This is a genomic window from Deferrisoma palaeochoriense, assembly GCF_054656955.1.
In genome coordinates this window covers 1-24840 of record NZ_BAAHXI010000060.1, presented here as the reverse complement: position 1 = coordinate 24840, position 24840 = coordinate 1, and the positions used below count along the sequence as shown (strand labels likewise).

Here is a 24840-nt window from a genome sequence, read left to right as displayed (position 1 = left end):
TCTGATCGCCTCGTTTTTCATCACCTCGGCCGACTCGGCCACCTACGTGGTGAGCACGTTCTCGACCGGAGGAGCCGAGCGGGCGAGCCGGCGGCTCATCGTGTTCTGGGGCGCCGCCCTTGGGCTCGTGGCGGCCGCCCTGGTGTACGCCGGCGGCCTCAAGGGACTCCAGACCGCCTCGATCGTCGGGTCCCTCCCGTTCCTGGTCGTGATGGTGCTCCTGATCGTTTCCACCGTGCGTGACATGGCGGGTGAACTCCGAAACGCCCCGCCGAACCCTTGAACCAAGGAGAAGAAGACATGGCCATCCAAGACATTTTCAACGCCGTCCTGGAGTTCGACGAAGAGCGCGTGCCCGAACTCGTCCGGGCCGAACTCGATGCCGGCACCGACGTGCAGGAGATTCTGAATCAGGGCCTCATCGCCGCCATGGACGAGGTGGGCCAGAAGTTCAGCGAGGGGGAGCTGTTCGTGCCCGAGATGCTCATGGCCGCCCAGGCCATGAAGGCCGGCCTGGAGGTGCTCCGGCCCCTTCTGACCGGCGACCAGGCCCAGCCCAAGGGCACGCTGGTCATCGGCACCGTGAAAGGCGATCTCCACGACATCGGCAAGAACCTCGTCGCGATGATGCTGGAGGGCGCCGGGTTCAAGGTGATCGACCTGGGGGTGGACGTGGACACCGAGAAGTTCATCGAGGCCGCCCAGCAGAACAACGCCCAGATCGTGTGCATGTCGGCCCTCCTCACCACCACCATGCCGGCCATGGAGGCCACGGTGAAGGCCATCCGGGAGCAGGGCCTGCCCCTCAAGACCATGGTGGGCGGAGCCCCGGTTACCGAAGCGTTCGCCCAGAAGATCGGGGCCGACGGGTACAGCGAGGACGCCCCCGGCGCCGTGGAACTGGCCCGGCGGCTGATGGCGGCCTAACGGCGGACCGGGAAGACGCTGGGGCGCGCGGACGTGCGGACGGGACGTCCCACCGTCCTAACGTCCCAGCGTCCTACCGTCCCAACGTCCGCACGTCCCAACGCGAACGACCGAAGGGAGTGAGCCCAATGATCATCGTCGGAGAACTCATCAACGCGAGCCGCAAGGCCATTGCACCGGCCATCGAGGCCCGGGACGCCGAGGCCATCGCCCAGGTGGCCCGGGACCAGCGGGAGGCCGGCGCCGACTACATCGACGTCAACGCCGGCATCTTCGTGGGCCAGGAGGCCGACTACCTCCGCTGGCTCGTGGAGACCGTGCAGTCGGCCGTGGACGCGCCGTGCTGCATCGACAGCCCCGACCCCAAGGCCATCGAGGCGGCGCTGGCCGTCCACAAGGGCCCGGCGCCCGCCATGATCAACTCGATCAGCCTGGAGAAGGAGCGCTACGACGCCCTGCTCCCGGTGGTGGCCGGCACCGACCTCCGGGTGGTGGCCCTGTGCATGAGCGACGAGGGCATGCCCGAGACGACCAACCAGCGCCTGGCCATCGCCGACAAGCTCGTGAACGGCCTCGTGCAGGCCGGGGTGCCGGTGGGGAACATCTACGTGGACCCCCTCGTCCAGCCGCTCTCCACCCGCAGCGATTTCGGCGTGGAGTTCCTCAACGCCGTGGAGCAGATCATGGCCCGGTTCCCGGGCATCCACACCATGTGCGGGCTTTCCAATATCAGCTACGGCCTGCCGGAGCGAAAACTCCTCAATCAGACCTTCATGGTGATGGCCATCGCCAAGGGCCTGGACGGGGCGATCATCAACCCCCTCGACCGGCGCATGATGGCCCAGATCATCGCGGCCGAGGCCCTGGCCGGCCGGGACAACTACTGCATGAAATACCTCAAGGCCTACCGGGCCAAGCGGTTCGAAAACCTCTGAGATCCCGTGCTTCCCTCCTCCCGGGGCGGGGTCGGCCCCGCCCCGGGGCCCCTTTTTTTCGGGGGGAAGCCGTTCCGGCCCCCACGGGGGCCCTGCGACGCACGAGGGGTAACGCCCGGGTCAGACCCTGATGTGGGAGTGGCGACCGTGTCAGGAATCAGTGGACAGAGGACAGGGGGTTCTCTGACCTCTGACTTCTGAATTCTGGCCCCTGATACGGCAGTCGCTCCCGCAGGATGGAACGGAGCCAACGCTGGAATCGCGAAAGGTTTCCGCGTCCTAACGTCCTAACGTCCTAACGTCCCACCGGAAGCCTCATGGAGTTCCCGATGAACCGAACGCTCTCGGAACCGATCGCCGTGCGGGTGACGCCCCGGCAGGCCCTGCGGCGCCTGCGGATGGAGCGGGTGCCCCGCGGCCTCGAGCGGGCCGCCTCGTTCATCGAGACGGTGGCCGCCCTCGCCGATCCGCGGGGCGTGGCGGTGGAAGGCCGCGTATCGAAGCGCGACGACCGGGGCGTTTCGGTGGGCGGAGTGCGGATCGAAAGCGCCCTTCTCGCCGGGCATCTGGTGGGGGACCGGATCGTGGCCTACGCCGTGACGCTGGGCCCGGCGGTGGAGGAGGCCGCCTCGGCCGCCGACTCCCCCCTAGACCAGTACGGGCTCCACGAGGTGGGAAACCTGTTCCTGGCCAAGGCCCAGGTCCGGTGGAAACGCCGGGTTCGCGAGGCCTTCGGGCTGCCCCGGCTCTCGAGCCTCCATCCGGGGGGCCTGCCCGACTGGCCCATCGAGGGGCAGCGGGCGGTGTTTGGCCTTTTGGGCGACGGCGCGCGAAAGATCGGGGTGGGGCTTACGGAAAGCCTCCTCATGGTGCCGAAGAAGTCCGTTTCGGGGATCTTCTTCCCCTCCCGGGCCCTCCTCGTGTCGTGCCGGTTTTGCGCCCGGGCGTCGTGCCCCTCGCGCCGGGCCCCGTTTGTCGGCGATGCCTCGCCCGCCTCCGGCCCGGCCTGCGGGGTCGGGGCCCACGGCTGAGCCCGGCTCTCCTACCGGGCCGCCCGGCCCCGGGCGGGCCGGCGGAACTCCTCGCGCCGCAGCCCGTGGCGCCGCATCTTGTACCCGAGCAGTTGGCGCGAGATCCCGAGCCGGGCCGCCGCCCGGGTGATGTTCCCGCCCTCGGCCTCCAGGGCCTCGCGAATCGCCCGGCGTTCGGCCGCCTTCTGGGCCTCCTTGAGATCGGCCGGGACGGGCCCCGGCTCCGGCGCCTCCGAAGGGGCCGCGGCCGGCCGGCGCCGCACGAGGTAGGGCGGCAGGTCCCCGAGTTCGAGCCGGTCGCGCTCCGCCACCACGTTCATGGCCCCCTCGATCACATGCTCGAGTTCCCGCACATTGCCCGGCCAGGGGTAGTCGAGGAACAGGTCCATGACCTCGTCGGCCACCCCCTCCACGTGGCGGCCCATCTCCCGGTTGAACCGGTCCACGAAAAACCGCACCAGCACCGGGATGTCGCTACGCCGCTCCCGCAGCGGCGGGATCCGCAGGAACACCACCCCCAGGCGGTAGAAGAGGTCCACCCGCATCCGGCCGGCCTCCACCGCCTGGTGGGGGTCCTCGTTCACGGAACTCAGGAGCTTCACGGCGATGGGCCGCTCCTCCAGCGAACCCACCCGGCGGACCCGCTTTTCCTGAAGCGCCCGCAGGAGCTTCGCCTGGAGCCCCAGTGGCATGGAGTTCACCTCGTCCAGAAAGAGCACGCCCCCGTTGGCCTTCTCGAAGAGGCCCGGCCGATCCACGGCCCCGGTGAACGCGCCCCGCACCGTGCCGAACAGGAGCCCCTCCAGGAGGTTCTCCGGAATGGCCGCGCAGTTGATGGCCACGTACGGGGCGTCCTTCCACGGCCCGAAGGCGTGGATCGCCTGGGCGAAGAGTTCCTTCCCCGTGCCGGTTTCGCCGTGGAGCATCACGGCCGAAGGGGTCAGGGCCGCCGTCTTCGCGGTCTGGACCACCCTTCGGAACGCCGGGTGGTCCCCGATCAGATCGTCGAAGGTGAACCGCTTCTGCTCCCGCTGCGCGTCGACCCCGTCCGGGAGGGTGTGGCTGCAGATCGAGGTCACGGTCTGCTCCACCAGGTGGTAGTCCCGCACAAAGCAGGCCGAACCCACGAGCTCGCCGCCCTCCCCGAACAGCGGGAACACGGAACAGATCGTGTTGGCGATGCGGCCGTACCGGGTGCGGTAGACGAGGTGCTCGTTCAAGACCGGCCGGCCCGACAGAAGGCAGCGCATGATGAGGCTGGTTTCGTCCGTTAGGTCGTAGAGCTCCGTGGCCTTGAGCCCCAACGCCTCCTCGGGGTCGGTCTGGTCGATGCGGGACTGGGCGGGGTTGTAAAACACGATGTACCCCTCCCGGTCCGTCAGGATCACGCCCTCGTCGAACGCCTCCAGGATGTCCCGGTAGTTCACGACAGACCGCAGAAACGCCTCGCGCTCCCGCGGGTTCCGGAATCTCGCTTTGGGCATGGGGCCTCCTCGCCGGTTGCCGGCTTCGCCGGCCGCATGGTATCAACCCTCGGCGCAACCGGGCAAAGCGGCGCGGGGCGCCCGTGCGGACGTTGGGACGTGCGGACGGGCGGACGGGATCCGTGCGGACGCTAGAACGTGGGGACGGGCGGACGGGAAACCGTGCGGACGTTAGGACGGGCGGACGTGCGGACGGACGTAAGTCGCGGGTCGTTGCAGCCCGGCGACCAACGGAGGTTCACTCGACGAACGGCGGTCTCTCGATTCCCGGCGGTTGGTCGTCCCAACGTCCGAGCGATGCTGGAGCGAGGAGTTCTCCATGGACAACGAACTGGCCGCGTTCCTCACCCGCTTTGTCGCGGACCGGGTCGCCCGGGCCGGGGGAAAGACGCCCTACCGGGCGCCCGTGGTGGGGTTCGCGGCGGCCGACGACCCGCTGTGGGGGGAGATCCGCCGGGCGGTGGAGCCCACCCACCTCCTGCCCCGGGAGCTCCTGCCGGGGGCGCGGACCGTGGTGGCGTTCTTCGTGCCGTTTGGGAAGGAGGTGGTGCGGGCGAACCGGCGGGGGGAGGGGGTGGCCGAGGCCTGGACCACGGCCTACCTCGAGACGAATGCGCTCATCAACCGCACCGTGGAGGAACTGATCGACGCCCTGCAGGCCCGGGGGGTTCGGGCCGCTGCCCAGGCGGCCACCCACAACTGGGACCCCGAGACCCTGGTGAGCCGGTGGTCCCACAAATCGGCCGCCTATGTGGCCGGCCTCGGCACCTGGGGGCTCCACCGGATGCTGATCACACCGGCGGGGTGCGCCGGCCGGTTCGGGAGCCTCGCCCTCGACGCCGCGATCTCCCCCACCCCGAGACCCGAGGGGGAGCACTGCCCCTGGTTCCGGGACGGCTCGTGCGGAGCGTGCGTGCGGGCCTGCCCCCGCGGCGCCCTGCGCGAAGCCGGGCCCGGGGAGCCCAACCTGGACAGGTGGGCCTGCTACGCCCGGCTCCAGGAGGTGGAGGCCCGCACCGGCGCCGACGCCTGCGGCAAGTGCGCCGTGGGCCCCTGCGCGTTGGGAGTGCCGTAGGGCGTTGGGACGCTGGGACGCGTGGACGGCGATGCGTTCGAACGCTAGGACGTGCGGACGTGCGGACGGCCGTCCGTTCGGACGTTAGGACGTGCGAACGTGCGGACGGAACGTCCTAGCATCCTACCGTCCCAACGTCCCGCCCACCGCCCAGCGGCGCCCTCACGCCTCCTGTTCCATGAAGGAGCAGATCGCCTCCGCGAACTCGGAGCACTTGAGGCAGGTGGCCCCCTCCATCTGGCGCTCCAGGTCGTAGGTCACCTGCTTGTGGGCCACGGCCCGGGCGATGCCCTCGTGGATGAGCTGGCCCACCCGGTGCCAGCCCAGGTGGTCGAACATCATGGCGCCCGAAAGGATCACGGAGCTCGGATTCACCTTGTCCTGGCCGGCGTACTTGGGGGCCGTGCCGTGGGTGGCCTCGAACACAGCGTACTCGTCGCCGATGTTCGCGCCCGGCGCCATGCCGAGCCCGCCCACCTGGGCCGCGGCCGCGTCGGACATGTAGTCGCCGTTCAGGTTGGGCATGGCGAGCACCCCGTACTCCTCGGGCCGCAGAAGGAGCTGCTGGAACATGGCGTCGGCGATCCGGTCCTTGATCACGATCTTGCCCGTGGGGTGGACGCCCTCGTACTTCTCCCAGAGCTCCTCCTCCGTGACCGTGACGTCGCCGAACTCCTCCCGGGCGACCTCGTACCCCCACTCCTTGAACGCCCCCTCGGTGAACTTCATGATGTTGCCCTTGTGGACCAGGGTCACGGAGTCCCGGTTGTTCTCGAGGGCGTACCGGATGGCCATGCGCACGAGCCGCCGGGTCCGCTCGCGGCTGATCGGCTTGATGCCGACCCCGGCGTCGTCGGGGATGCGCCGGTTCCATTTGATCATCAAAAACTCGATGAGCTCCCGGGCCTCGGGGCTCCCGGCCGGGGCCTCGATGCCCGCGTACACGTCCTCGGTGTTCTCCCGGAAGATGACCACGTTCACCTTCTCGGGCTCGCGCATGGGCGAGGGCACCCCGCGGATGTAGCGCACCGGCCGCACGCAGGCATAGAGGTCGAGCTCCTGGCGCAGGGTCACGTTGAGGCTTCGGATGCCGCCGCCCACGGGCGTGGTGAGCGGCCCCTTGATGGCCACCCGGTAGCGCTTGATCGCCTCGAGGGTGGCCGCCGGGAGCCATTCGCCGAACCGGTCGAAGGCCTTCTCCCCGGCGAACACCTCGTACCAGCACACCTTGCGCTCCCCGCCGTAGGCGAGCTCCACGGCCCGGTCGAACACCCGGCGCGCCGCCCGCCAGATGTCGGGGCCGGTACCGTCGCCCTCGATGAACGGGATGATGGGGTCGTTGGGCACCTTGAGCCGGCCGTCGGGCCCCTTCTCGATGGGGCTCCCCGAGGCCGGCGGATCGAACTGGATCACCTGAGACAAGGCGGTTCCTCCCTTTTCGAAGCTAGAAGGCTTGAAGGCTGGAAGGCTGGGAAGCTGGGAAGCGAAACGGCCGCTCTCTACGTGCCCATCTCCCAGGAGCTCAGGTACTTCTGCTGCTCCTCGGTCAGGGTGTCGATGGCCACGCCCATGGTCTCGAGCTTGAGCTTCGCCACCCACTCGTCGATCTCCCGGGGCACCGTGTATACCCGGGGCTCGAGCGTGCCCGCGTTTTGGATGGCCCACTCCGTCGTGAGCGCCTGCACCGCGAAGCTCATGTCCATCACGCTCGCCGGGTGCCCCTCGGCCGCCGCCAGGTTGATCAACCGGCCCTCGCCCAGGAGGTAGATCTCCCGGCCGTCGGCAAGCACGTAGGCGTCCACGTTGGGCCGCACGTCCTTCTCCACCCGTTCGGCCAGCCCCTCCAGGGCCGGGATGTCGATCTCCACGTTGAAGTGGCCCGAATTGGCGACGATGGCCCCGTTCTTCATCACCTCGAAGTGCTCGCGCCGCAGCACGTGGATGTCGCCCGTCAGGGTGCAGAACACATCCCCGATCCGCGCGGCCTCGGCCATGGGCATCACCTCGAACCCGTCCATCACGGCCTCGAGGGCCCGCAGGGGCTCCACCTCGGTCACCACCACCCGGGCCCCCATGCCCCGGGCCCGCGTGGCCACGCCCCGGCCGCACCACCCGTACCCGGCCACCACGAAGGTCTTCCCGGCCAAGAGCACGTTTGTGGCCCGGAGGATCCCGTCGATGGTGGACTGGCCCGTGCCGTAGCGGTTGTCGAAAAGGTGCTTGCAGTCGGCGTCGTTCACCGCCACCACCGGGAATTTGAGCGCCCCGTCCTGCTCCATGGCCCGAAGCCGGATCACCCCCGTGGTGGTCTCCTCCATGCTCGCCACCACCTGGTCGTGGAGTTCCGGGTAGTCCGAATGGATCACGCTCACCAGGTCCGCCCCGTCGTCCATGGTGACGTCGGGCCGGTGCTCCACGGCCGCCCGGATGTGGGCGTAGTAGGTGTCGCGGTCCTCGCCCCGGATCGCGTAGGTCGGGATCCCGAACTCCAGCGTCAGGGCAGCGGCCACGTCGTCCTGGGTCGAAAGGGGGTTCGAGGCGCACAGCACCAGGTCCGCGCCCCCCGCCTTCAGGGTCCGGGCCAGGTTCGCGGTTTCGGTGGTGATGTGCAGGCACGCGCTCATCCGCCGGCCCGCGAGCGGCTTCTCCCTCTCGAACCGCTCCCGGATCTTCGCGAGCACCGGCATCTGCCGGTCGGCCCACAGGATGCGCTTGACCCCCAACTCCTTCAGATTCGGATCCTTGATGTCGCCCTTCAACGAAAGCTCCTTTGCGTGTGTAGGCTGGAAGGCTGGAAAGCTAGGAGGCTGGGACGCCAGGGGGGCGAGCGGCCCCACTCACCGGATTCAGCGTCCACCGATTCCGCCCCACCTCCCCACGATTTACGATTTACGATTCACGATTCACGCCCCAAAGCCCCTTAGAGCCCTGCTGCCCGGCGCAGCTCCTCGGCCTTGTCGGTGCGCTCCCAGGTGAACTCCGGCTCGTTGCGGCCGAAGTGGCCGTAGGCCGCGGTCTTCTTGTAGATGGGTCGCAGGAGGTCCAGGTGCTCGATGATCTGCTTGGGCTTCAGCGGGAACACCTCGCGCACGAGCCGCGCGATCCGGTCCGGCTCCACCTTCCAGGTGCCGAAGGTGTCCACCATGATCGACACCGGCTCGGCCACGCCGATGGCGTACGAGATCTGGATCTCGCACTTGTCCGCCAGCCCCGCGGCCACCACGTTCTTCGCGATGTAGCGCGCCATGTACGAGGCCGACCGGTCCACCTTTGTCGGGTCCTTGCCCGAGAACGCCCCGCCCCCGTGGCTCCCCTGGCCCCCGTAGGTGTCGACGATGATCTTCCGGCCCGTGAGCCCGCAGTCCCCCATCGGCCCGCCGATCACGAACCGGCCCGTGGGGTTGATGTAGTACCGGGTGTTCTGGGTGAGCAGGTGCTCCGGGATCACCGGCTTCACCACCTCCTCCAGCACGGCTTCGCGCACCTGGGCCTGGGTCACCTCGGGCGAGTGCTGGGTGCTCACCACGATCGCGTCCACGCTCACGGGCTTGGAGTCCACGTACCGGATCGTCACCTGGCTCTTGCCATCGGGCCGCAGGAAATCCACGATGCCCTTCTTCCGCACCTCCGCGAGCCGCCGGGTCAACCGGTGGGCGAACACGATGGGCATGGGCATCAGTTCCTCGGTCTCGTTCGTCGCGTACCCGAACATGAGGCCCTGGTCGCCGGCGCCCTGCTCGTGGTCCTCCTTCTCGTCCACGCCCATGGCGATGTCGGGGCTTTGCTTGTCGATCGAGGTCAACACTGCGCAGGTTTCCCAGTCGAACCCCAGGGCCGGGTCGGTGTACCCGATCTCCTTGATCGTCTGGCGCACGATGTCCGGCATGTGGGCGTAGGCCTCGGTGGTGATCTCGCCGGCGATGATCGCCATGCCCGTGGTCACCAGGGTCTCGCAGGCCACCCGGCTCCGAGGGTCCTGGGCGATCAGGGCGTCCAGCACCGCGTCGGAGATCTGGTCGGCCACCTTGTCGGGGTGGCCCTCGGTCACGCTCTCGGAGGTGAACAGAAAATCGGTCATGCCCATGGTTGTGCTCCTTTCGGTTGGATCGGTCTTCGGTCCGCGGTCGGCAGTCCCCGGTCCGGGAAAGCCAACAACGCCGGACCGGGGGAATCATCTCGCCGTCGGGCTGCCTCGCAGCCCTTCCGAGTTGTCGTCCGTCTTCTGTCCCCTGCCCCCTGTCCTCTGACTCCTGCCCCCTACGCCTCGCCGCCCCATTCCAGGGGGTCCACCAGCCAGGGGTAGTGGGCCCGCATGTAGTCCTCCACGAACGCGTGCACCTCGGTGGCCGTGCGGAGCTCCAGCGCCCGGGCCGCGAGGTCCCGGGCCTCCGCCAGGGTGGTGTGGTGGATGATCCGCTTGACCCGGGGGATCGAAAGGGTGTGCATGGAAAGCTCCGTCACCCCGAGGCCCAGGAGGACCAGGGTGTAAAGCTCCTCCCCCGCCATCTCGCCGCACACCGCCACCGGGATCTTCTCCCGAGCCCCGGCCTCGCAGGTGGCCCGGATCATCCGGAGCACGGCCGGATGGAGCGGCTCGTAGAGGTATGCCACGTGCTCGTTCACCCGGTCGATGGCCAGGGCGTACTGGATCAGGTCGTTCGTGCCGATGGAAAGGAAGTCCACATGGGGGGCCAGAAGGTCCGCCGTGACCGCGGCCGACGGCACCTCGATCATGGCGCCCACGGGCACGTTCCGATCGTACGCCCGCCCCGCCGCCTCCAGTTCGGCTTTGGCCTCTTCGAGCACCTTCAGGACCTCCAGAAGCTCCCCCACCCCCGAGATCATGGGGAACATGATCCGTACCGAGCCATGGGCGCTCGCCCGGAGGATCGCCCGGAGTTGGGTCCGGAACAACTCCCTCTCCTTGAGGCACAGCCGGATCGACCGTAGCCCCAGGGCCGGGTTGCCCTCGTCCTCGATCGGGACCGCCTGGACCATCTTGTCCCCCCCGATGTCCAGGGTGCGGATGGTCACCGAAAAGGGCTTCACGGCCTCCGCGACCCTGCGGTAGGTCTCGTACTGCTCCTCCTCCGAGGGGGGTTCCTCCCGGTTCATGTACAGGAACTCGGTGCGGTAAAGGCCGATGCCCTCGGCCCCGTAGCGCCGCAGGGACCGGATCTCGTCCAGAAGCTCGATATTTGCTCCCACCCGCACCTTGTGGCCGTCGCGGGTGACCGCGGGCAACACCGCCAGGGCCTCGAGCTCCTGGCGAAACGCCTCGTAGCGGGCCTTCTTGCGGCGAAACGCCTCGAGCTCCTCCGGGGTGGGGTTCAGGACGACCTCGCCGGCCAGGCCGTCCACCACGATGGTGTCGCCGCCGTTGGCCACGTCGGTGACGGTCTCGAGGCCCACCACGGCCGGGATGCCGAGGCTCCGGGCCAGGATCGCGGTGTGGGACGTGCGGCCGCCCAGGTCGGTCACAAACCCCTTGATCCTCGAAACGTCCATCTGGGCCGTATCCATGGGCGAGAGGTCGTGGGCCACCACCACCACGTCGCCGCGGATGTCTGCGATGCTCTCGTGCCGCCGGCCGGTGAGGTTGCGAAGGATCCGGTCCCCCAGGTGCTCCAGGTCGGTCTTCCGGTCGCGGAAATACTCGTCGTCCATGGCGTCGAACGACGCCTTGACCTGCTCGAGCACCTGCCACAGGGCCCAGTCGGCGCTCTCCAGGTTCTCCCGGATCCGGCGCTCGGTCTCCCCGGCGATCATCCGGTCCTGGAGCATCAGGAGGTGCACGTCCACGAGGTACGAATGTTCCCCGAGCGTGCCTTCCTTGTAGTGGGCCTTGATCTCCTCCAGTTGACGGCGGGTCTCGTCGAGCGCGCGGCGGAACCGCTCGACCTCCGCCTCGACCTCCGAGGGCTCGATGATCTTCTCGGGCGGATGGACCTTGCGCCGGTCCACCAGGTACGCCTTCCCGATCACGATCCCGGGGCTCACGGGGATCCCCCGTAGCCTCGCCCTCTGCCTGAGGACCTTCACGCCGTCTCCTTCTCTTCCCAGAACCCGTTGCGGATGAGTTCGCCCAGTTCCTCTACGGCACGTACGGCGTCGTCGCCCTGGGCCCGGACCGTGATCCGGCTCCCCTTGGCGGCCGCGAGCATCAGAAGTCCCATGATGCTCTTGCCGTTGACGACCGTGCCGTCCTTTTCCACCTCGATGTGGGACCGGAACTTCTGGGCCGTCTGCACCAGGGCGGCCGCGGCCCGGGCGTGGAGCCCCAGGGTGTTCACGATCTCGAACGTGCGTTCCACCATGTCGGCTGCGCTCACCACCACACCCCCAGGATCACACACGCGCTTCCCCACGCCGCCACGAGCCACTCCACCCGAAGCCCCCGCCGAACCGCCTGCGACGCGACCACCGCAACCACCGCCCCGGAGACCCCCCAGATCCAGGCCTCGACGCCCGAGGCGCCGCCCAACCCCCGCCCCAGGGCCAAAACCAGCCCGCCGCCGACACACGCCGCGGCGAGGTCCTTGAGCACCAGGGCGCCCCGAAGGAACCCGGCCCGGGCGAGATCCTGGGCCACGGCCGGCCCCCTGCGGTAGCCCCGCAGGAGCCACGCGGCCCGAAACGCAAGGCCGAGTCCCCCGAACACCGCGACGAAGGCCCACGGCCCCCACCCGAACCCGGCCCAGGCCAGCACAACCGCCCCCGCCAGCAGCGCGGGCTTCAGGCCCGCCCAGAAAAAGCTGTCCCCCAGGGCGCCGCAGGGGCCCATGACGGCGTTCTTGAACCGGCGGATGTCGTCGGCCGGCGCCCCGTCCTCCTCGAGCCGCACCACCGCGCCCACCACGGCCACGGCCAGAAACGGATGGGTGTTGAAGAACTCGAGGTGCCGGGCCAGGGCCTCCCGGTACGCCTTGCCCTGCCCGTGGATCCGGCGGAGCGCCGGCTCCACGGCCCAGGCGAACCCCACCGACTGGAACGAGCCGAAGCTCCACGCGGCCTGAAGCGCCAGGGTACGAAGCCCGCACCGAAGGAGATCCGTCGGCCTCACCGCGGCCATAGCCCGGCCCTCTGTCCCCCGGCCGCCACCGAGGCCCCCGCGGAAAACCACGCGATTCCCCTGCCGGCCGGCAGCCGCCCAAGGCAGGCGGCCGCCCCGAGCACCGGGAGCGTAACGCCCAGAAGCTCGAGACCCCGGTACGCGGGGGCGGGCACCCGGTCGCCCCCCCACGCGGCAAGGCCGGCGAGTCCCCCTGCGACCAGCATCCCCACCGCACCGAATCGCAGGGCGCCAAGCGCCACGAGCCGCCCCAGATGCACCGGCCGGCCGGAGGCCAGACGCGCCCGGGCCCGCTCGGCCAAGCCGTTGTTCCAGCGGCGCACGGCCTCGTCGACCCGCCCGGCCAGGTGGCCGGCCAAGAGCCCCAGGAGCACGCCGTACCCGCCTGCCGCCCAGGGCCCCGCCTCCTCCGGGAACGCGCACGCGCCCGCGGCCGCCGCGATCCCGGCGGCCGCCTCGTCCGGGGGCACGGCCGCACCCACCGGAAGATCGTAAAGCCAGAACAGCTCCAGGAGCGCGCCCGCCAGCAGGCCCGCCTCGGGCCGGCCGAGGATCCACCCCACGGCCGCCCCCACGACCAGGGGCCGGCCCACGCCCGCCTGCACCAGCGCCGTGCGGTCGAGCGCCGCCACCGCGGCGAGCGCCCCGATCCACAGCCACTCCGGGGTCATCCGGACCGCCCCCTGTTCCCGAGCACCGTCTCCGGCGGAGGCGCCGCATCCGAGGGCACGGCGCGCACGTCGAGCTCGACCCCTTGGGCCGCGAGGCTACGAAGTTCCTCCACGTCCTCTTCGGTCAGGTACACGGTCCGGCTCACGGGCTGTCCGCCTTCCCGGGGATGGACGTTCCCCAGGTTCAACCGATCGAACCGCAGGCCCGCCCGGAACGCGGCCAGGGCCGCGGCGACGTCGGGAAAAAGCACCAGGACCCGTCGGGCCGGATCCTGGCTCACGATCCTTTGCGCCTCGTCCGGGCCCACCACCTCCACCCGGAGTCGCGGCGTGCTGAGGGCCTCGAACAGGCTGCGGCGGAAGGGGTCACGGCTTTCGGCCTCCCCCACCACCACGATCAGGTCAGCCCGCACGTGGGGCACCCAGGTTTCCAGGACCTGGCCGTGCACCAGCCGGTTGTCCACCCGCGCGAGCACCACGCTCATCGCGCCCCCTCGGCGGGCTTGCGCTCCCAGAGTTCGCTGGCGAGCACGAAACTGCGAGCGCCGTACTGCCGAAGCATCTCCGCCAGGGTCGCCACCCCGGTGCCCTGGCGGGCCGTGTGGGCCTTCAGGAGCACCGGCAGGTTGACCCCGGCCAGCACCTCCACCCGGCCCGGTTCCATGAACGGGAGACTCAGGTTCATGGGGGTTCCGCCGAACATATCGGTCAAGACGAGCACCCCCTCGCCCTGGTCCGCCTTCCGGATCGTCTTTTCCAACCGGCGCCGGGCCTCCTCGACAGGATCCCGATAGCTCAAGGCCACGGCCCACACCCCTGGCATGGGCCCGGCGATCCCCTCAGCCGCCCGAACGAGGGCCTCGGCCAAATCCTGGTGCGCCACAACCACGATCCCGATCACGGCTGTTCCTCGTCCCGCGCCGCCCTTCGCCCCTTTCTCATCGCTCCACATCCCGGTGGAAGATCCGAGCCTCCCGGCCCTGCGCCGCCAGGCGCCGGGCCATCTCCTCGACCAGGGTGACCGACCGGTGTTTTCCGCCGGTACATCCCACCGCCACCGTCAGGGAGGTCTTTCCCTCTTGCTCGTAGAGCGGGATCAGGTACTCCACGAGGTCCAAGAATCGGGCCAAAAACTCTTGGGCCGGTTCGGTTTCGAGCACATAGGCCTGCACCTCGGCCTCCCGCCCCGTTCGGCCCTTGAGTTCGGGCACGAAGTAGGGGTTCGGCAGGAACCGCACGTCCACCAGGAGGTCGGCCTCGTGGGGGATGCCGTACCGGTACCCAAAGCTCACCAGGTTGACCCGCAGTGTCCGGTCCTCGGCGCCCGTCTGGAAGTAACTCCAGATCGCCTTCTTGAGGTCGTGCACCGTCATCCCGGAGGTGTCGATCACCCGGTCCGCCGCCCCCTTGATCTCCTCAAACAAGGCCCGCTCCCGGCGGATGCCGTCGAGGATCGCCCCCTCCCCGGCCAGCGGGTGCCGGCGCCGGGTCTCGCTGAACCGCCGCACGAGGGCGTCGTCGGTGGCCTCGAGGTAGAGCACCTCGGTGCGGATGCCGAGTCGCTCGGCTTCCTGGAACGCCTGGCGGTAGTCCTCGAGGAAGTGGGGCTCCCGGAGATCCATCCCCACGGCCACCTTCTGGATCTCGCCCCCGGCGAGCACGCTCAACTCGAGGAACCGCACCAGGAGCCGGGCCGGCAGGTTGTCGACGCAGAAAAACCCCAGGTCCTCGAGGGCCCGAAGCGCCGAGGACTTCCCCGACCCCGAAAGGCCGGTCACCACCACGAGCCGCACCCGCTTCACGGCTCCCCCCGCAGCGCCGAGCCCAGCCGCTCGGCCAAGCGGATGGCCGAGTTGTGGCCGATCTGCTTCAAGAGGTGGTTCCGGGCCGCCACCTCCACCACCGAGGCGATGCTCCGGCCCGGGGCCACCGGGATCCGAAGGTACGGCACGTCCACCCCGAGCACGGGCTGGGTGCGCTCGTCGAGCCCGAGCCGCTCGTAGGCCTCCCCTTCCCTCCAGGGGACGAGCTCGATCACGAGTTCCACCTCCTTTTGGTCGCGCACCGAGGTGATGCCGAAGAGCTCCCGGATGTCGAGGATGCCGATCCCCCGGATCTCCACGTGGTAACGCGCGAGTTCGAGCCCCGTGCCCACCAGCCGAAACGGCGGATACCGCCGGATCTCCACCACGTCGTCGGCCACCAGCCGGTGGCCCCGGCGCACGAGGTCGAGGGCGCACTCGCTCTTGCCGATGCCGCTCTCGCCCGTGAGCAGGATTCCCACCTCCATCACGTCCACGAGAACGCCGTGGATCCGCACCCGGGGTGCCAACCGGTCGGCCAGAAAGCGGTCCACCCGATCAATGAACACGGAACTGCGCAGGGTGGTGCGAAGGAGGGGAACCCGGGCACGGTCGGCCTGGGCCCGGATGTAGTCCGGGGGCTCGAGGGCCTTGGTGACCACGAAGCACGCCGCCCCCGCCTCGAACACCCGGGCCACGTTGGCCTCGGCCACGGCCCGGTCGAGGGTCGCGAGGTAGGCCAGTTCCGTCTCCCCCAGGATCTGCACCCGGTGCGGCCGGATCTGGGGCACGTACCCGGCCAGGGCGAGCCCGGGTTTTTGGATCCGGGGCACGCGGATCTCCCGGTCGAGCCCCTCCGCACCAGCCACCAACTCCAAATCGAGGCGATAGCCGGCCGCCTCCGAAAGGAGGTCGGCCACCGTGAGGCGGGGCTGGAACCCCTCAGTACTTTTCATCCTCACGGGAGATGATCTCGTAGAGGGCTTCGGCGGACTCGGCCTGGAGGAGCTCTTCCCGGAACGCCCGGTCCTTGAGGAGCCGCGAGATCCGGGCCAGAGCCTTGAGGTGGGTGCTCGCGGAGTCTTCGGGGGCCATGAGCAGGAAGAACAGGTGGACGGGCGCGCCGTCCATGGCGTCGAACTCGACGCCCTCGGGGCTCCGGCCGAACACCGCCACGAGCTCCTTGAGGTCCGAAAGCTTCCCGTGGGGAATTGCAATCCCCTCCCCGATGCCGGTGCTCCCCAGGCGCTCCCGGTCCAGGAGGATCTGGACCGCCTGGCGGGCGTCGCGGACCTTCTGGTCGGCCACGAGCACGTCCACCAACTCGGCCAGCACCCCTTCCTTATCCCGGGACTTCAGGTGGGGCACGATTCGCTCCCTGGACAGAAATTCGAGCAGTTTCATCCGTACCGCCTCCCGAGGGTTCCCGAGCGCCCGCCTCTGGCCCGGATCAGGCCGGCTCGATCAGGCCGTAGTTTCCGTCTTCTCGCCGGTAGAGCACCTTCACCTGGCCGTCCTCGTCGGTGAACACGAGGAACTGCCGGTCAGTCAGGTCCATCTCCATGACCGCGTCCTCCACGCTCATGGGCTGGCTCGTGTAGTGCTCGGTCTGGATCACCCGCGGGGTCGGCGGCGCGCCCTCGGCCTCCTCCCCCTCGGCCTCGGCCGGCTCGAACGCGAGCACCCGCTCCTGGAGCGCCCGGGCCTCCTTGGCCCGCAGCGGCTTGTGGCGCTTGAGCTTCTCCTTGTAGCGCTTGAGCTGGCGCTCCAGCTTGTCGACCACGTTGTCGATGGCGCTGTAGAAATCGGAACTCTCCTCCCGGGCGTGGATCCGGGTGCCGTTGGCGTGCAGGGTGACCTCGGCCAGGTGCCGGATCTTCTCGGCCGTCAGGACCACGTGACCGTCCACGATCCCGTCGAAGTACTTATGGAGCCGCTGCACCTTCTCCGCGGCGTACTGCTTGAGGGCGTCGGAGGGCTCTGCGTGACGAAAGGTGATATTGAGGTTCATCGGTTCCTCCTGAGGGGCTTTCGAAAAGAGGAGCGCGGGAGCCTACCAAACCCCCCTTGGGGTGTCAATTTCGCGAGGTCCGCCGGGCGGTTCCGGGCCGCCGAGAGCGGTCAGAAGTACCGCCGCCGGGACGACGACGGGAGGATCCCCATGCTCTCCCGGTACTTGCTCACGGTGCGGCGGGCGATCTTGAGGCCCCACCGCTGGGCGAGCTGCCGGGCGATCTCGAGGTCGCTCAGGGGGTTCTGGGGATCCTCCTCGCTGATGAGCTCCCGGATCCGGGCCTTGACGCTCCGGCTCGCCAGATCCTCCCCGTCGGCGCTCTGGATGCCGCTCGAGAAAAAGAATTTCAGTTCGAACGTCCCCTGGGGGGTGTGCATGTACTTGTTGGTGGTGATCCGGCTCACCGTGGACTCGTGCATGCCGATGTCGTCGGCCACGTCCCGGAGGATGAGCGGCCGGAGGTAGTTCACCCCCTTGTCCAGGAACTCCCGCTGGAACTTCACGATGGAGCAGGCCACCTTGTAGAGCGTCTGCTGGCGCTGGTGGATGCTCTTGATGAGCCACACCGCGGCCTGCATCCGCTCCTGCACGTACCCTCGGGCCTCCTGGCTCTCGGGCCGGTCGTCCTTGAGGAGCCGCTGGTAGTACCGGGAAATCCGGAGCCGGGGCACCCCCTCGTCGTTGAGGCGCACCACGTAGTCGTCGCCCTCCTTGACCACGAACACGTCGGGCACCACGTAGTCCGCCCCGGTGGAGGCGAAGTTCCGGCCCGGCCGGGGCTCGAGCTGGGCGATCTGGCGGGCCGCCTCCACCACGTCGTCGAACTCCACCCCGAGGCGGGCCGCGAGCTTCTTGTAGTTCTTGGTCTCGAGCTCCTTCATCCCCTCCAGGAGGACCCGCTCCACCAGCGGATCGAGGCCGTGCTCCCGGGCCTGGCGAAGAAGGCACTCCTCGAGGCTCCGGGAGGCCACGCCCAGGGGCTCGAACTCCTGCACCGCCGCGAGCACCCGCTCCACGTGGTCCACCGCGGCTCCCGCGGCCTCGGCGATCTCCTCGACGGTGGCCCGCAGGTAGCCGTCCTCGTCCACGTTGCCGATGATGAACTCGGCCACGGTGCGGTCGTCGCCCTCGATCGGGCTCAGGCTCAGTTGCCACAGGAGGTGGTCCTGGAGGGTTTGCTCCCGGCTCAGGTAGTTCTCGTAGGAGGGGACGTCCTCGGGGACGTCGATGGGGGCGTCGGGGGTGGGGTTGATGTCGTAGTGGGCGATGAACTGTTCCCAGTCGATCTCCGGCTCCCGGGCCTCGCCGTCCTTTCCGTCGGCCTCCGCGGCCTCGGCCTGGGGTTGGGTCGGGGTCTCGCCCTCGGGCTCGGCGGTTTCCTCGGAGGCGCCGTCGTCCCGCACCTCCTCGAGAAGGGGGTTTTCCTCGAGCTCCTCCCGCACCCGCTCCAGGAGCTCCAGACGAGAGAGCTGCAGGAGCTTGATCGCCTGCTGGAGCTGGGGGGTCATCACCAGCTCCTGGGTCAGGCGCAGCTGCTGGTTCAGGTTCTGCCGGATCTCAAGTGCCATGGCACCGTTTCGCTAACGTGTTCCGCCGCGCCCCGGCTTAGGCCGAACGCAGCGCCGCATCCTGCGGAGGAACTCCCTCCCCCCTCGGGCCCCGCCGCGGCGCGCCGAGGCTCATATCGGGAGCCAGTGGACAGACGAAAGAGGACAGGAGTTCCTTGAGGCCTGGCCTCTGACTTCTGGGTCCTGGGACGGTCGACGCTCCCCCTGGGCAGGACAGCCTCCGGAGATCGAATCGCGGCCGCCTAGCCGCCCAGCCGCCTAGCCGCCTAGCCGAAAATCCTCCCCCAGATAAACGGATCGGGCCCGGGGGTGCCGGGCCACCTCGTCGGGCGTCCCGTGCACCAGAAGCTCGCCGCGGCTCACCACGTAGGCCCGGTCGCACACGCCCAGGGTTTCGCGAACATTGTGGTCTGTGAGTATGACACCGATCCCCAGGCCCTTCAACTGCAATATCCGGTCCCGGATCTCGGCGATGGCGATGGGATCGATGCCGGCGAAGGGTTCGTCCAGGAGCATGAAGGCCGGGTTCGTGGCAAGCGCCCGGGCGATCTCGACCCGGCGGCGCTCCCCTCCGGACAGGAGATGGGCCTTGCGGTCCTCGAGATGCCGGATGGAAAGGGCCTCCAGCACGGCCTCGGTGCGCTCCTCGGCCTCCAGCCGGGGAACACCCCGGGCCTCAAGCACCCCGTAGACGTTCTCCCGCACCGTGAGGCCCCGGAACACGCTGGCCTCCTGGGGCAGGTACCCGACCCCGAGCCGCGCCCGGCGGTACATGGGCAGGCCCGTGATCTCCCGCTCGTCGAGCCACACGGAGCCCTCGTCGGGCCGCACGAGCCCCACGATCATGTAAAACGTGGTGGTCTTCCCCGCGCCGTTGGGCCCGAGAAGCCCCACCACCTCCCCCCGGCCCACCGCGAGGTCGATCCGCCGCACCACCTCGTGGCCCCGGTAGCGCTTCACAAGGCCCCGGGCCTCGAGCCGCGCGGGCCCGGTCATCGGCCCTCCCCGGCGCCCTTGCCCTGGGGGTAGATCACGGCCCGGGCGCCCTCGACCACGGAGCGGTCCTCGGCCAGAAACAGGGTGATCCGCTCCCCCGCCACCACGTCCTTCCCCCGCCAGACCTTGGGGTCCCCCTGGAGCACCACCGTGCCCCGGCCGGCGTCGTAGAGGGCCTCCCGGCCCGTGGCGAGCACCTCCCCCCGGCGGATGCGCACGTCCCCCGACGCCCGGGCCTCCCGGAGTTCCCGGGTGTCGGGGTCGAGCACCACCTCGAGCCGCTCGGCCTCGAGGACGAGATCGCCCTGGCGGGCCCTCACGTGGCCCGTGAACACCACCCGGCCCTCGCCCCCCAGCACCTCCAGGCTGTCGGCGTCCACCTGGAGGGGCTCCTTCCCCTGGGCCCACGCCCCCAACGGGACCTCCGCCCCCAGGGCGCCCCCCGCGAGGCAGAGCGCGATGGCGAGCGCCGATACGAATCGTTTCACCTCGACCCACCTCCCACCACGGCCCGCACCGGGCCGCGCACCCGCGCCCGTCGCGCTTCGAGGTCCACCGTGGCGCCGGCCCCCTCGAGCCGAACGCCCGGCCCCCGGCCCTCCAGCCGGCCCGGAACCTCGATCCGGGCTTTGCTGCGGTCGTACCGGGCCGCCTCGGCCCGGAGTTCGTACCCCGCCCACCGGATCGCCACCCCCCCGGCGAGGGACACGGTCCGGCCCGCCGCGATCCGCGCCTCGGCCCCGGCCACCTCGGTGGGGTCCCGGCCGGGCTCCCGGATCTCCACCCGCACCTCCTCCATCCGGCCTGCCCGGTCCTCCTCGACCCCCTCGGCCCGGGCCGCCCGGAGCCGCCAGGTGCGGCCGTCGGGTTCCTGCCCCTCGATCTCGATCCCCTCGGCCCGGGACACGGTGCGTTCCTGCCGGCTCGTCCCGGGCGCTTCCGGCTTCTCGGGCGCCCGGTCCCGGCCCACCAGGGCCCAGGCGGCCCCGAGCGCGGCCGCGATCCCCAGGGCCACCCACCCGCGTCTCACGGCACGAGGGGTTCGGGGTGGAAGTACTTGCGGGTCACCTCGTCCCAGGCGCCCCGGGCCCGCAGGATCGCCTCGCAGGCCTCCCGCACCGCCCCCCGTCCGCCGGGCCGCCCGGTGACCCAGTGGACCCGCTCCCTCACGTACTCCGGGGCGTCGGCCACGGTGATCCCGAGGCCCACCTGGGTCAGGACCGGCAGGTCCACCAGGTCGTCCCCCATGTAGGCCACCACCTCGGGCGCTACCCCCCGGCGGGCCAGGATCTCCCGGACCACCTCCAGCTTGTTTCGCACCCGCTGGTGCACCTCGGTGACCCCGAGTTCCCGGGCCCGGTGCTCCACCACCCGGCTCCGGCGTCCCGTGACAAACCCCACGGCCACCCCGGCCCGCTGGAGCAGCTTGAGCCCGTGGCCGTCGGTCACGTCGAAGGCCTTGGTCTCGACGCCCCGGTCGTCGAGGACCACCCGGCCGTCGGTGAGCACCCCGTCCACGTCGAGGAGCAAAAGCTCCACCCGGGCCATGCGTTCTTCAAGCGTCATCGAAGCCCCGCCTTGACGAGATCGTGGATGTGCACCACCCCCCGCACCCGGTCCGGGTCGTCCGGCTCGGTCACGAAGAGCGCCGTGATGGCGTGGCGCTCCATGGTCCGCAGCGCGTCGATGGCCAGCGTGCCGCTCGGCACCCGCTTCGGGTCTGGGGTCATGACCTCCCGGGCCCGCTTCTCGAGGAAGCCGGGGATTCGCTCGAGCCCCCGCCGGAGGTCACCGTCGGTGACCACCCCCAGGAGCCGACCCTCGGGGTCGAAGACCCCGGTGAGCCCCAGCCGCTTCGAGGTCATCTCCACTAGCACCTCCGGCATCGGGGCCTCGGCCCCCACCCGGGGCACGGCGTCGCCGTCGTGCATGAGGTCGTCCACCTGGAGCACGAGCCGTCGGCCCAGGGCCCCGGCCGGGTGGAACCGGGCGAAATCCTCGGCCGTGAAGCCCTTCCGGACCATGAGGGCCGCGGCCAGGGCGTCGCCCAGGGCCAGGGTGGCCGTGGTGGACGCCATGGGCGCAAGGTTCAGGGGACAGGCCTCCTCCTCGACCGGCACGTGGAGCACCACGTCGGCCCGGCGGGCCAGGGTGGAGCGGGGGTTCCCCGTGATCGCCACGAGGCCGAGCTCGAGCCGCCGGATCACCGGCAGGATCTCCACGAGCTCCTCGGTCTCGCCGGAGTTCGAGGCGGCGATCACCACGTCGCCCCGGGCCAGGATGCCCAGGTCCCCGTGGACCCCCTCGGCCGGATGGAGGAAAAACGAGGGCGTGCCGGTGGAGGCGAAGGTGGCCGCGATCTTCCGGCACACGATCCCGCTCTTGCCCATGCCGGTCAGCACGACCTTGCCCCGGCACGACTCCAGAAGGTCCACGGCCCGGTCGAACTCGGGTCCCAGGGACGCGGCGAGCCGGGTCAGGGTGTCGGCCTCGATCCGGAGCACCCGGCGGGCCGTGTCGAGCGCGCTCATGCCCCGGCCCCCCGCCGCACCCGGTCGAGGGCCACCACCGTGCGAAGGAGCGGCTCGAGCTCGCCCAGGGCCACCGAGTTGGGGCCGTCGCACAGGGCCCGGTCCGGGTCGGGATGGACCTCCAGGAACAGGGCGTCCACCCCCACGGCGGCCGCGGCCCGGGCCAGCGCGGGCACGGCCGAGCGGTCGCCCCCGGACCGGCCGCACAGGGCCCCGGGCTGCTGCACGCTGTGGGTCGCGTCGAACACCACGGGCCACCCGAGCCGCTTCATGCGCTCGAGCCCCTGGAAGTCCACCACCAGGTACCGGTACCCGAACGAGGTGCCGCGCTCCGTGAGGAGCACCCCAGCCGCCCCGCCGGCCAGGGCCTTGCGGGCGGCCGCCTCCATGTCCTCGGGGGCGAGGAACTGGCCCTTCTTCACGTTCACGGGCTTACCCGTGGACCCGGCGGCGAGGAGGAGGTCGGTCTGGCGGCACAGGAACGCGGGGATCTGGAGACAGTCGAGCACCTCGCCGGCCGCCCGGGCCTGGTCGGCCGAATGGACGTCGCTCAGCACCGGAAGGCCCGTTTCGGCCCGCACCCGTTCCAGGACCCGCAGGCCCTCCTCAAGCCCCGGGCCCCGGAAAGAATCGAGGCTCGTGCGGTTTGCCTTGTCGTAGGAGCTCTTGAAGACCAGGGGGATCCCGAGGCGGCCGCACAGGTCCGACAGCCCCTCGGCCACCCGCAGCACTAGGTCCTCCGACTCGATCACGCAGGGCCCGGCGATGAGCGCCAGGGGCGCCCCGCCCCCCACCGCCACCGGCCCGATCCGGACCGCGCCGCTCACGCCGCCTCCTTGCGGGCCCGCTTGTACGCCAGGGCCGCCCGCACGAACGCCCGGAATAAGGGGTGGGGGTCGGTGGGCCGGCTCTTGAACTCGGGGTGGAACTGGCACCCCACGAACCACGGATGGTCCGGCACCTCCACCATCTCCACCAGCCGGCCGTCGGGGGAAAGCCCCGAGAGCACCATGCCGTGCTCCTGGAGGGTGTCGCGGTAGGCGTTGTTGACCTCGTAGCGGTGGCGGTGGCGCTCGCTGATCTCCTTGGTCCCGTAGGCCGCGTGGGCCTTGGTGCCCTCCTGGAGCCGGCAGGGGTAGGCCCCGAGCCGCATGGTGCCCCCCTTCTCGACGACGCCCCGCTGGTCGGGCATGAGGTCGATCACCGGGTCGGAGCACGCCTCGTCGAACTCCGAGGAGCCGGCGCCCTTGAGACCGCACACGTTGCGGGCGTATTCGACCACGGCGAGCTGCATACCGAGGCAGATCCCGAAAAACGGAATCCCCTGCTCCCGGGCATAGCGGATCGCCTCGATCTTCCCCTCGGTGCCCCGCTGGCCGAACCCGCCCGGCACCAGGATCCCGTCCACCTCCCCCAGCAGCTCCGGGATGCCCTCGGACTCGATGGCCTCCGAGTCCACGTACTCGATCTCCACCTTGCACTCGTTGCCGATCCCCCCGTGGACCAGGGCCTCGGACAGGCTCTTGTAGCTCTCCTTGAGGTCCACGTATTTGCCCACCAGGGCGATCCGCACCCGGTCCTTGGGGAACCGCAGGGTCTCTACGATCCTCTGCCAGTGGTCGAGCTTGGGTCGGCCGGTCCAGATATTCAGAAGTTCCACCACCTTTTCGTCCAGGCCCTCCTCGTGGAAGTTCAGGGGCACCTCGTAGATGTTCTCCACGTCCTTGGCGGTGATGACCGCGTCCTTGTCCACGTTGCAGAACAGGGCGATCTTCCCCTTCAGGTCGGCCGGAAGCATCCGGTCGGTGCGGCAGATCAGGACGTCGGGCTGGATACCGATGCGCCGGAGTTCGTTCACGCTGTGCTGGGTGGGCTTTGTTTTGAGCTCGCCGGCGGCGGCGATGTAGGGCACCAGGGTCAGATGCACGTAGATCACGTTGCGGCTCCCCGCCTCGGCCCGGAACTGCCGGATGGCCTCGAGGAACGGCAGGCTCTCGATGTCGCCCACGGTGCCCCCCACCTCCACGATGGCGATGTCGGCGCCCTGGGCCGCCTCGCGGATCCGGCGCTTGATCTCGTCGGTGATGTGGGGGATCACCTGCACCGTGCCCCCGAGGTAGTCGCCCCGGCGCTCCTTCGAGATCACGGTGTCGTAGATCTGCCCCGTGGTGAAGTTGTTGCGCACGCTCAGCCGGGCCCGGGTGAACCGCTCGTAGTGGCCCAGGTCGAGGTCGGTCTCGGCGCCGTCGTCCGTGACGAACACCTCCCCGTGCTGGAAGGGGTTCATGGTGCCCGGGTCCACGTTGATGTAGGGGTCCATCTTGACCAGGGTGATCGTGAGCCCCCGGGCCTCCAGCAGGGCCCCCAGGCTCGCCGAGGCGATCCCCTTGCCCAGGCTCGACAGCACCCCTCCGGTCACGAAGATGAATTTCGTGCGCATCCGTAGCTCCTTGGGAAGTTTCGGTCACCGGCCCACGGTCGCCGGTCGTTCGTCGTTCCGCCGCGGGGGACGGCCGTGCCGCCCGGCTTCGCGGACGGTAAGATAGTTACGACAAGCTGGTGGATCCGGGGGTTTTGGCGGAGCGCGACACCCGAGCAGCGAGGGCCGCCCGGCTTGGGGGGAGCGGCCGCGGCGCGTGCCCTCACCCGCCGCATCGGACCCAGCCCACGGGGCCCCCTCCACGGTTTAAGCGGAGCTAAAACCACCCGAATAAACAACACCGGAAAAAAAAGG

Annotated in this window: 27 protein-coding genes; 5 read left to right on the top strand and 22 right to left on the bottom strand. The window is 69.9% G+C overall.

Going from position 1 to position 24840, the window contains the following annotated elements; translation table 11 throughout:
- The 4 genes from ACYQ8L_RS14680 to ACYQ8L_RS14665 all read left to right on the top strand — a co-directional run.
- Positions 1–283: BCCT family transporter (locus ACYQ8L_RS14680; protein WP_459942555.1), on the top strand; the 283-nt coding region annotated here is incomplete at its 5' end.
- 17 nt (positions 284–300) lie between these two features.
- The gene (locus ACYQ8L_RS14675) at positions 301–927 is read left to right on the top strand and encodes a corrinoid protein (RefSeq protein WP_459942554.1); all 627 of its coding nucleotides are present in this window, start codon (positions 301–303) and stop codon (positions 925–927) included.
- A 128-nt stretch (positions 928–1055) separates the two neighbouring features.
- Entirely contained in the window at positions 1056–1862 is an 807-nt protein-coding gene (locus ACYQ8L_RS14670; protein ID WP_459942553.1) for a methyltetrahydrofolate cobalamin methyltransferase, read from the top strand.
- Between the two features lie 329 nt (positions 1863–2191).
- Complete coding sequence (locus tag ACYQ8L_RS14665; RefSeq protein WP_459942552.1) at positions 2192–2893, top strand: hypothetical protein; 702 nt, start codon at positions 2192–2194, stop codon at positions 2891–2893.
- Positions 2894–2904: 11 nt separating this feature from the next.
- Here ACYQ8L_RS14665 and ACYQ8L_RS14660 read toward each other — a convergent pair whose 3' ends face one another.
- Entirely contained in the window at positions 2905–4377 is a 1473-nt protein-coding gene (locus ACYQ8L_RS14660) for a sigma-54 interaction domain-containing protein (RefSeq protein WP_459942551.1), read from the bottom strand.
- Positions 4378–4696: 319 nt separating this feature from the next.
- Here ACYQ8L_RS14660 and ACYQ8L_RS14655 point away from each other — a divergent pair, with 319 nt between their 5' ends.
- Positions 4697–5452, top strand: coding sequence for a 4Fe-4S binding protein (locus ACYQ8L_RS14655; RefSeq protein WP_459942550.1), 756 nt, complete (start codon positions 4697–4699; stop codon positions 5450–5452).
- Positions 5453–5614: 162 nt separating this feature from the next.
- On the opposite strand, the gene icd is transcribed toward ACYQ8L_RS14655, so the two are convergent.
- From icd to pyrG, 21 genes are all read right to left on the bottom strand, one after another.
- Positions 5615–6874: an isocitrate dehydrogenase (NADP(+)) gene (gene icd / locus ACYQ8L_RS14650; RefSeq protein ID WP_459942549.1), complete on the bottom strand. Its 1260-nt coding sequence runs from the start codon at positions 6872–6874 to the stop codon at positions 5615–5617.
- A gap of 77 nt (positions 6875–6951) precedes the next feature.
- Positions 6952–8211, bottom strand: a complete 1260-nt coding sequence (ahcY, locus tag ACYQ8L_RS14645; RefSeq protein WP_459942548.1) for an adenosylhomocysteinase — start codon at positions 8209–8211, stop codon at positions 6952–6954.
- A gap of 161 nt (positions 8212–8372) precedes the next feature.
- Positions 8373–9536 (bottom strand): methionine adenosyltransferase, encoded by a 1164-nt coding sequence (gene metK / locus ACYQ8L_RS14640; protein WP_459942547.1) that lies wholly within the window; start codon positions 9534–9536, stop codon positions 8373–8375.
- Positions 9537–9709: 173 nt separating this feature from the next.
- Positions 9710–11494: a phosphoenolpyruvate--protein phosphotransferase gene (gene ptsP, locus ACYQ8L_RS14635; RefSeq protein ID WP_459942546.1), complete on the bottom strand. Its 1785-nt coding sequence runs from the start codon at positions 11492–11494 to the stop codon at positions 9710–9712.
- Complete coding sequence (locus ACYQ8L_RS14630; protein ID WP_459942558.1) at positions 11491–11769, bottom strand: HPr family phosphocarrier protein; 279 nt, start codon at positions 11767–11769, stop codon at positions 11491–11493. Before ACYQ8L_RS14630 ends, ptsP begins: the two co-directional genes overlap by 4 nt.
- An 11-nt stretch (positions 11770–11780) precedes the next feature.
- Positions 11781–12524: a PTS system mannose/fructose/sorbose family transporter subunit IID gene (locus ACYQ8L_RS14625; RefSeq protein ID WP_459942545.1), complete on the bottom strand. Its 744-nt coding sequence runs from the start codon at positions 12522–12524 to the stop codon at positions 11781–11783.
- On the bottom strand, positions 12512–13195 hold the full coding sequence (locus ACYQ8L_RS14620; RefSeq protein ID WP_459942544.1) for a PTS sugar transporter subunit IIC: 684 nt from the start codon (positions 13193–13195) through the stop codon (positions 12512–12514). Before ACYQ8L_RS14620 ends, ACYQ8L_RS14625 begins: the two co-directional genes overlap by 13 nt.
- A complete protein-coding gene (locus tag ACYQ8L_RS14615; protein ID WP_459942543.1) occupies positions 13192–13680 on the bottom strand; it encodes a PTS sugar transporter subunit IIB in 489 nt (162 codons plus the stop codon). Before ACYQ8L_RS14615 ends, ACYQ8L_RS14620 begins: the two co-directional genes overlap by 4 nt.
- Positions 13677–14096 (bottom strand): PTS sugar transporter subunit IIA, encoded by a 420-nt coding sequence (locus ACYQ8L_RS14610; protein WP_459942542.1) that lies wholly within the window; start codon positions 14094–14096, stop codon positions 13677–13679. Before ACYQ8L_RS14610 ends, ACYQ8L_RS14615 begins: the two co-directional genes overlap by 4 nt.
- 37 nt (positions 14097–14133) lie before the next feature.
- Positions 14134–14988 carry an RNase adapter RapZ gene (gene rapZ, locus ACYQ8L_RS14605; protein WP_459942557.1) on the bottom strand — a complete coding sequence of 285 codons (855 nt, stop codon included), beginning with the start codon at positions 14986–14988 and terminating at the stop codon, positions 14134–14136.
- A 5-nt stretch (positions 14989–14993) separates the two neighbouring features.
- Positions 14994–15953 (bottom strand): HPr(Ser) kinase/phosphatase, encoded by a 960-nt coding sequence (hprK, locus tag ACYQ8L_RS14600; RefSeq protein WP_459942556.1) that lies wholly within the window; start codon positions 15951–15953, stop codon positions 14994–14996.
- Positions 15940–16401 (bottom strand): PTS sugar transporter subunit IIA, encoded by a 462-nt coding sequence (locus ACYQ8L_RS14595; protein WP_459942541.1) that lies wholly within the window; start codon positions 16399–16401, stop codon positions 15940–15942. The genes hprK and ACYQ8L_RS14595 overlap by 14 nt, the downstream gene beginning before the upstream one ends.
- Before the next feature lie 46 nt (positions 16402–16447).
- Positions 16448–17008: a ribosome hibernation-promoting factor, HPF/YfiA family gene (gene hpf, locus ACYQ8L_RS14590; RefSeq protein ID WP_459942540.1), complete on the bottom strand. Its 561-nt coding sequence runs from the start codon at positions 17006–17008 to the stop codon at positions 16448–16450.
- A gap of 110 nt (positions 17009–17118) precedes the next feature.
- Entirely contained in the window at positions 17119–18579 is a 1461-nt protein-coding gene (rpoN, locus tag ACYQ8L_RS14585; RefSeq protein WP_459942539.1) for an RNA polymerase factor sigma-54, read from the bottom strand.
- Between the two features lie 258 nt (positions 18580–18837).
- Positions 18838–19575, bottom strand: a complete 738-nt coding sequence (gene lptB / locus ACYQ8L_RS14580) for an LPS export ABC transporter ATP-binding protein (RefSeq protein ID WP_459942538.1) — start codon at positions 19573–19575, stop codon at positions 18838–18840.
- A complete protein-coding gene (locus ACYQ8L_RS14575) occupies positions 19572–20063 on the bottom strand; it encodes an LptA/OstA family protein (RefSeq protein ID WP_459942537.1) in 492 nt (163 codons plus the stop codon). The genes lptB and ACYQ8L_RS14575 overlap by 4 nt, the downstream gene beginning before the upstream one ends.
- A complete protein-coding gene (gene lptC / locus ACYQ8L_RS14570; RefSeq protein WP_459942536.1) occupies positions 20060–20605 on the bottom strand; it encodes an LPS export ABC transporter periplasmic protein LptC in 546 nt (181 codons plus the stop codon). Before lptC ends, ACYQ8L_RS14575 begins: the two co-directional genes overlap by 4 nt.
- On the bottom strand, positions 20602–21141 hold the full coding sequence (locus tag ACYQ8L_RS14565; protein WP_459942535.1) for a KdsC family phosphatase: 540 nt from the start codon (positions 21139–21141) through the stop codon (positions 20602–20604). The genes lptC and ACYQ8L_RS14565 overlap by 4 nt, the downstream gene beginning before the upstream one ends.
- Entirely contained in the window at positions 21138–22106 is a 969-nt protein-coding gene (locus ACYQ8L_RS14560; RefSeq protein WP_459942534.1) for a KpsF/GutQ family sugar-phosphate isomerase, read from the bottom strand. The genes ACYQ8L_RS14565 and ACYQ8L_RS14560 overlap by 4 nt, the downstream gene beginning before the upstream one ends.
- A complete protein-coding gene (gene kdsA, locus ACYQ8L_RS14555; protein WP_459942533.1) occupies positions 22103–22933 on the bottom strand; it encodes a 3-deoxy-8-phosphooctulonate synthase in 831 nt (276 codons plus the stop codon). The genes ACYQ8L_RS14560 and kdsA overlap by 4 nt, the downstream gene beginning before the upstream one ends.
- The gene (gene pyrG, locus ACYQ8L_RS14550; protein WP_459942532.1) at positions 22930–24546 is read right to left on the bottom strand and encodes a CTP synthase; all 1617 of its coding nucleotides are present in this window, start codon (positions 24544–24546) and stop codon (positions 22930–22932) included. Before pyrG ends, kdsA begins: the two co-directional genes overlap by 4 nt.
- Between the last annotated feature and the right edge of the window lie 294 nt (positions 24547–24840).

Excerpts from the sequence above, each read along its gene's own strand:
- pyrG (WP_459942532.1), bottom strand. The coding sequence starts at position 24,546 with ATGCGCACGAAATTCATCTTCGTGACCGGAGGGGTGCTGTCGAGCCTG.
- ACYQ8L_RS14565 (WP_459942535.1), bottom strand. The coding sequence starts at position 21,141 with ATGACGCTTGAAGAACGCATGGCCCGGGTGGAGCTTTTGCTCCTCGAC.
- ACYQ8L_RS14630 (WP_459942558.1), bottom strand. The coding sequence starts at position 11,769 with ATGGTGGAACGCACGTTCGAGATCGTGAACACCCTGGGGCTCCACGCC.
- ACYQ8L_RS14615 (WP_459942543.1), bottom strand. The coding sequence starts at position 13,680 with ATGAGCGTGGTGCTCGCGCGGGTGGACAACCGGCTGGTGCACGGCCAG.
- metK (WP_459942547.1), bottom strand. The coding sequence starts at position 9,536 with ATGGGCATGACCGATTTTCTGTTCACCTCCGAGAGCGTGACCGAGGGC.
- rpoN (WP_459942539.1), bottom strand. The coding sequence starts at position 18,579 with ATGGCACTTGAGATCCGGCAGAACCTGAACCAGCAGCTGCGCCTGACC.
- ACYQ8L_RS14670 (WP_459942553.1), top strand. The coding sequence starts at position 1,056 with ATGATCATCGTCGGAGAACTCATCAACGCGAGCCGCAAGGCCATTGCA.
- ACYQ8L_RS14620 (WP_459942544.1), bottom strand. The coding sequence starts at position 13,195 with ATGACCCCGGAGTGGCTGTGGATCGGGGCGCTCGCCGCGGTGGCGGCG.
- hpf (WP_459942540.1), bottom strand. The coding sequence starts at position 17,008 with ATGAACCTCAATATCACCTTTCGTCACGCAGAGCCCTCCGACGCCCTC.
- ACYQ8L_RS14665 (WP_459942552.1), top strand. The coding sequence starts at position 2,192 with ATGAACCGAACGCTCTCGGAACCGATCGCCGTGCGGGTGACGCCCCGG.
- ACYQ8L_RS14660 (WP_459942551.1), bottom strand. The coding sequence starts at position 4,377 with ATGCCCAAAGCGAGATTCCGGAACCCGCGGGAGCGCGAGGCGTTTCTG.
- hprK (WP_459942556.1), bottom strand. The coding sequence starts at position 15,953 with ATGAAAAGTACTGAGGGGTTCCAGCCCCGCCTCACGGTGGCCGACCTC.
- ACYQ8L_RS14595 (WP_459942541.1), bottom strand. The coding sequence starts at position 16,401 with ATGAAACTGCTCGAATTTCTGTCCAGGGAGCGAATCGTGCCCCACCTG.
- ACYQ8L_RS14625 (WP_459942545.1), bottom strand. The coding sequence starts at position 12,524 with ATGGCCGCGGTGAGGCCGACGGATCTCCTTCGGTGCGGGCTTCGTACC.
- lptB (WP_459942538.1), bottom strand. The coding sequence starts at position 19,575 with ATGACCGGGCCCGCGCGGCTCGAGGCCCGGGGCCTTGTGAAGCGCTAC.
- ACYQ8L_RS14675 (WP_459942554.1), top strand. The coding sequence starts at position 301 with ATGGCCATCCAAGACATTTTCAACGCCGTCCTGGAGTTCGACGAAGAG.
- ACYQ8L_RS14560 (WP_459942534.1), bottom strand. The coding sequence starts at position 22,106 with ATGAGCGCGCTCGACACGGCCCGCCGGGTGCTCCGGATCGAGGCCGAC.
- ACYQ8L_RS14655 (WP_459942550.1), top strand. The coding sequence starts at position 4,697 with ATGGACAACGAACTGGCCGCGTTCCTCACCCGCTTTGTCGCGGACCGG.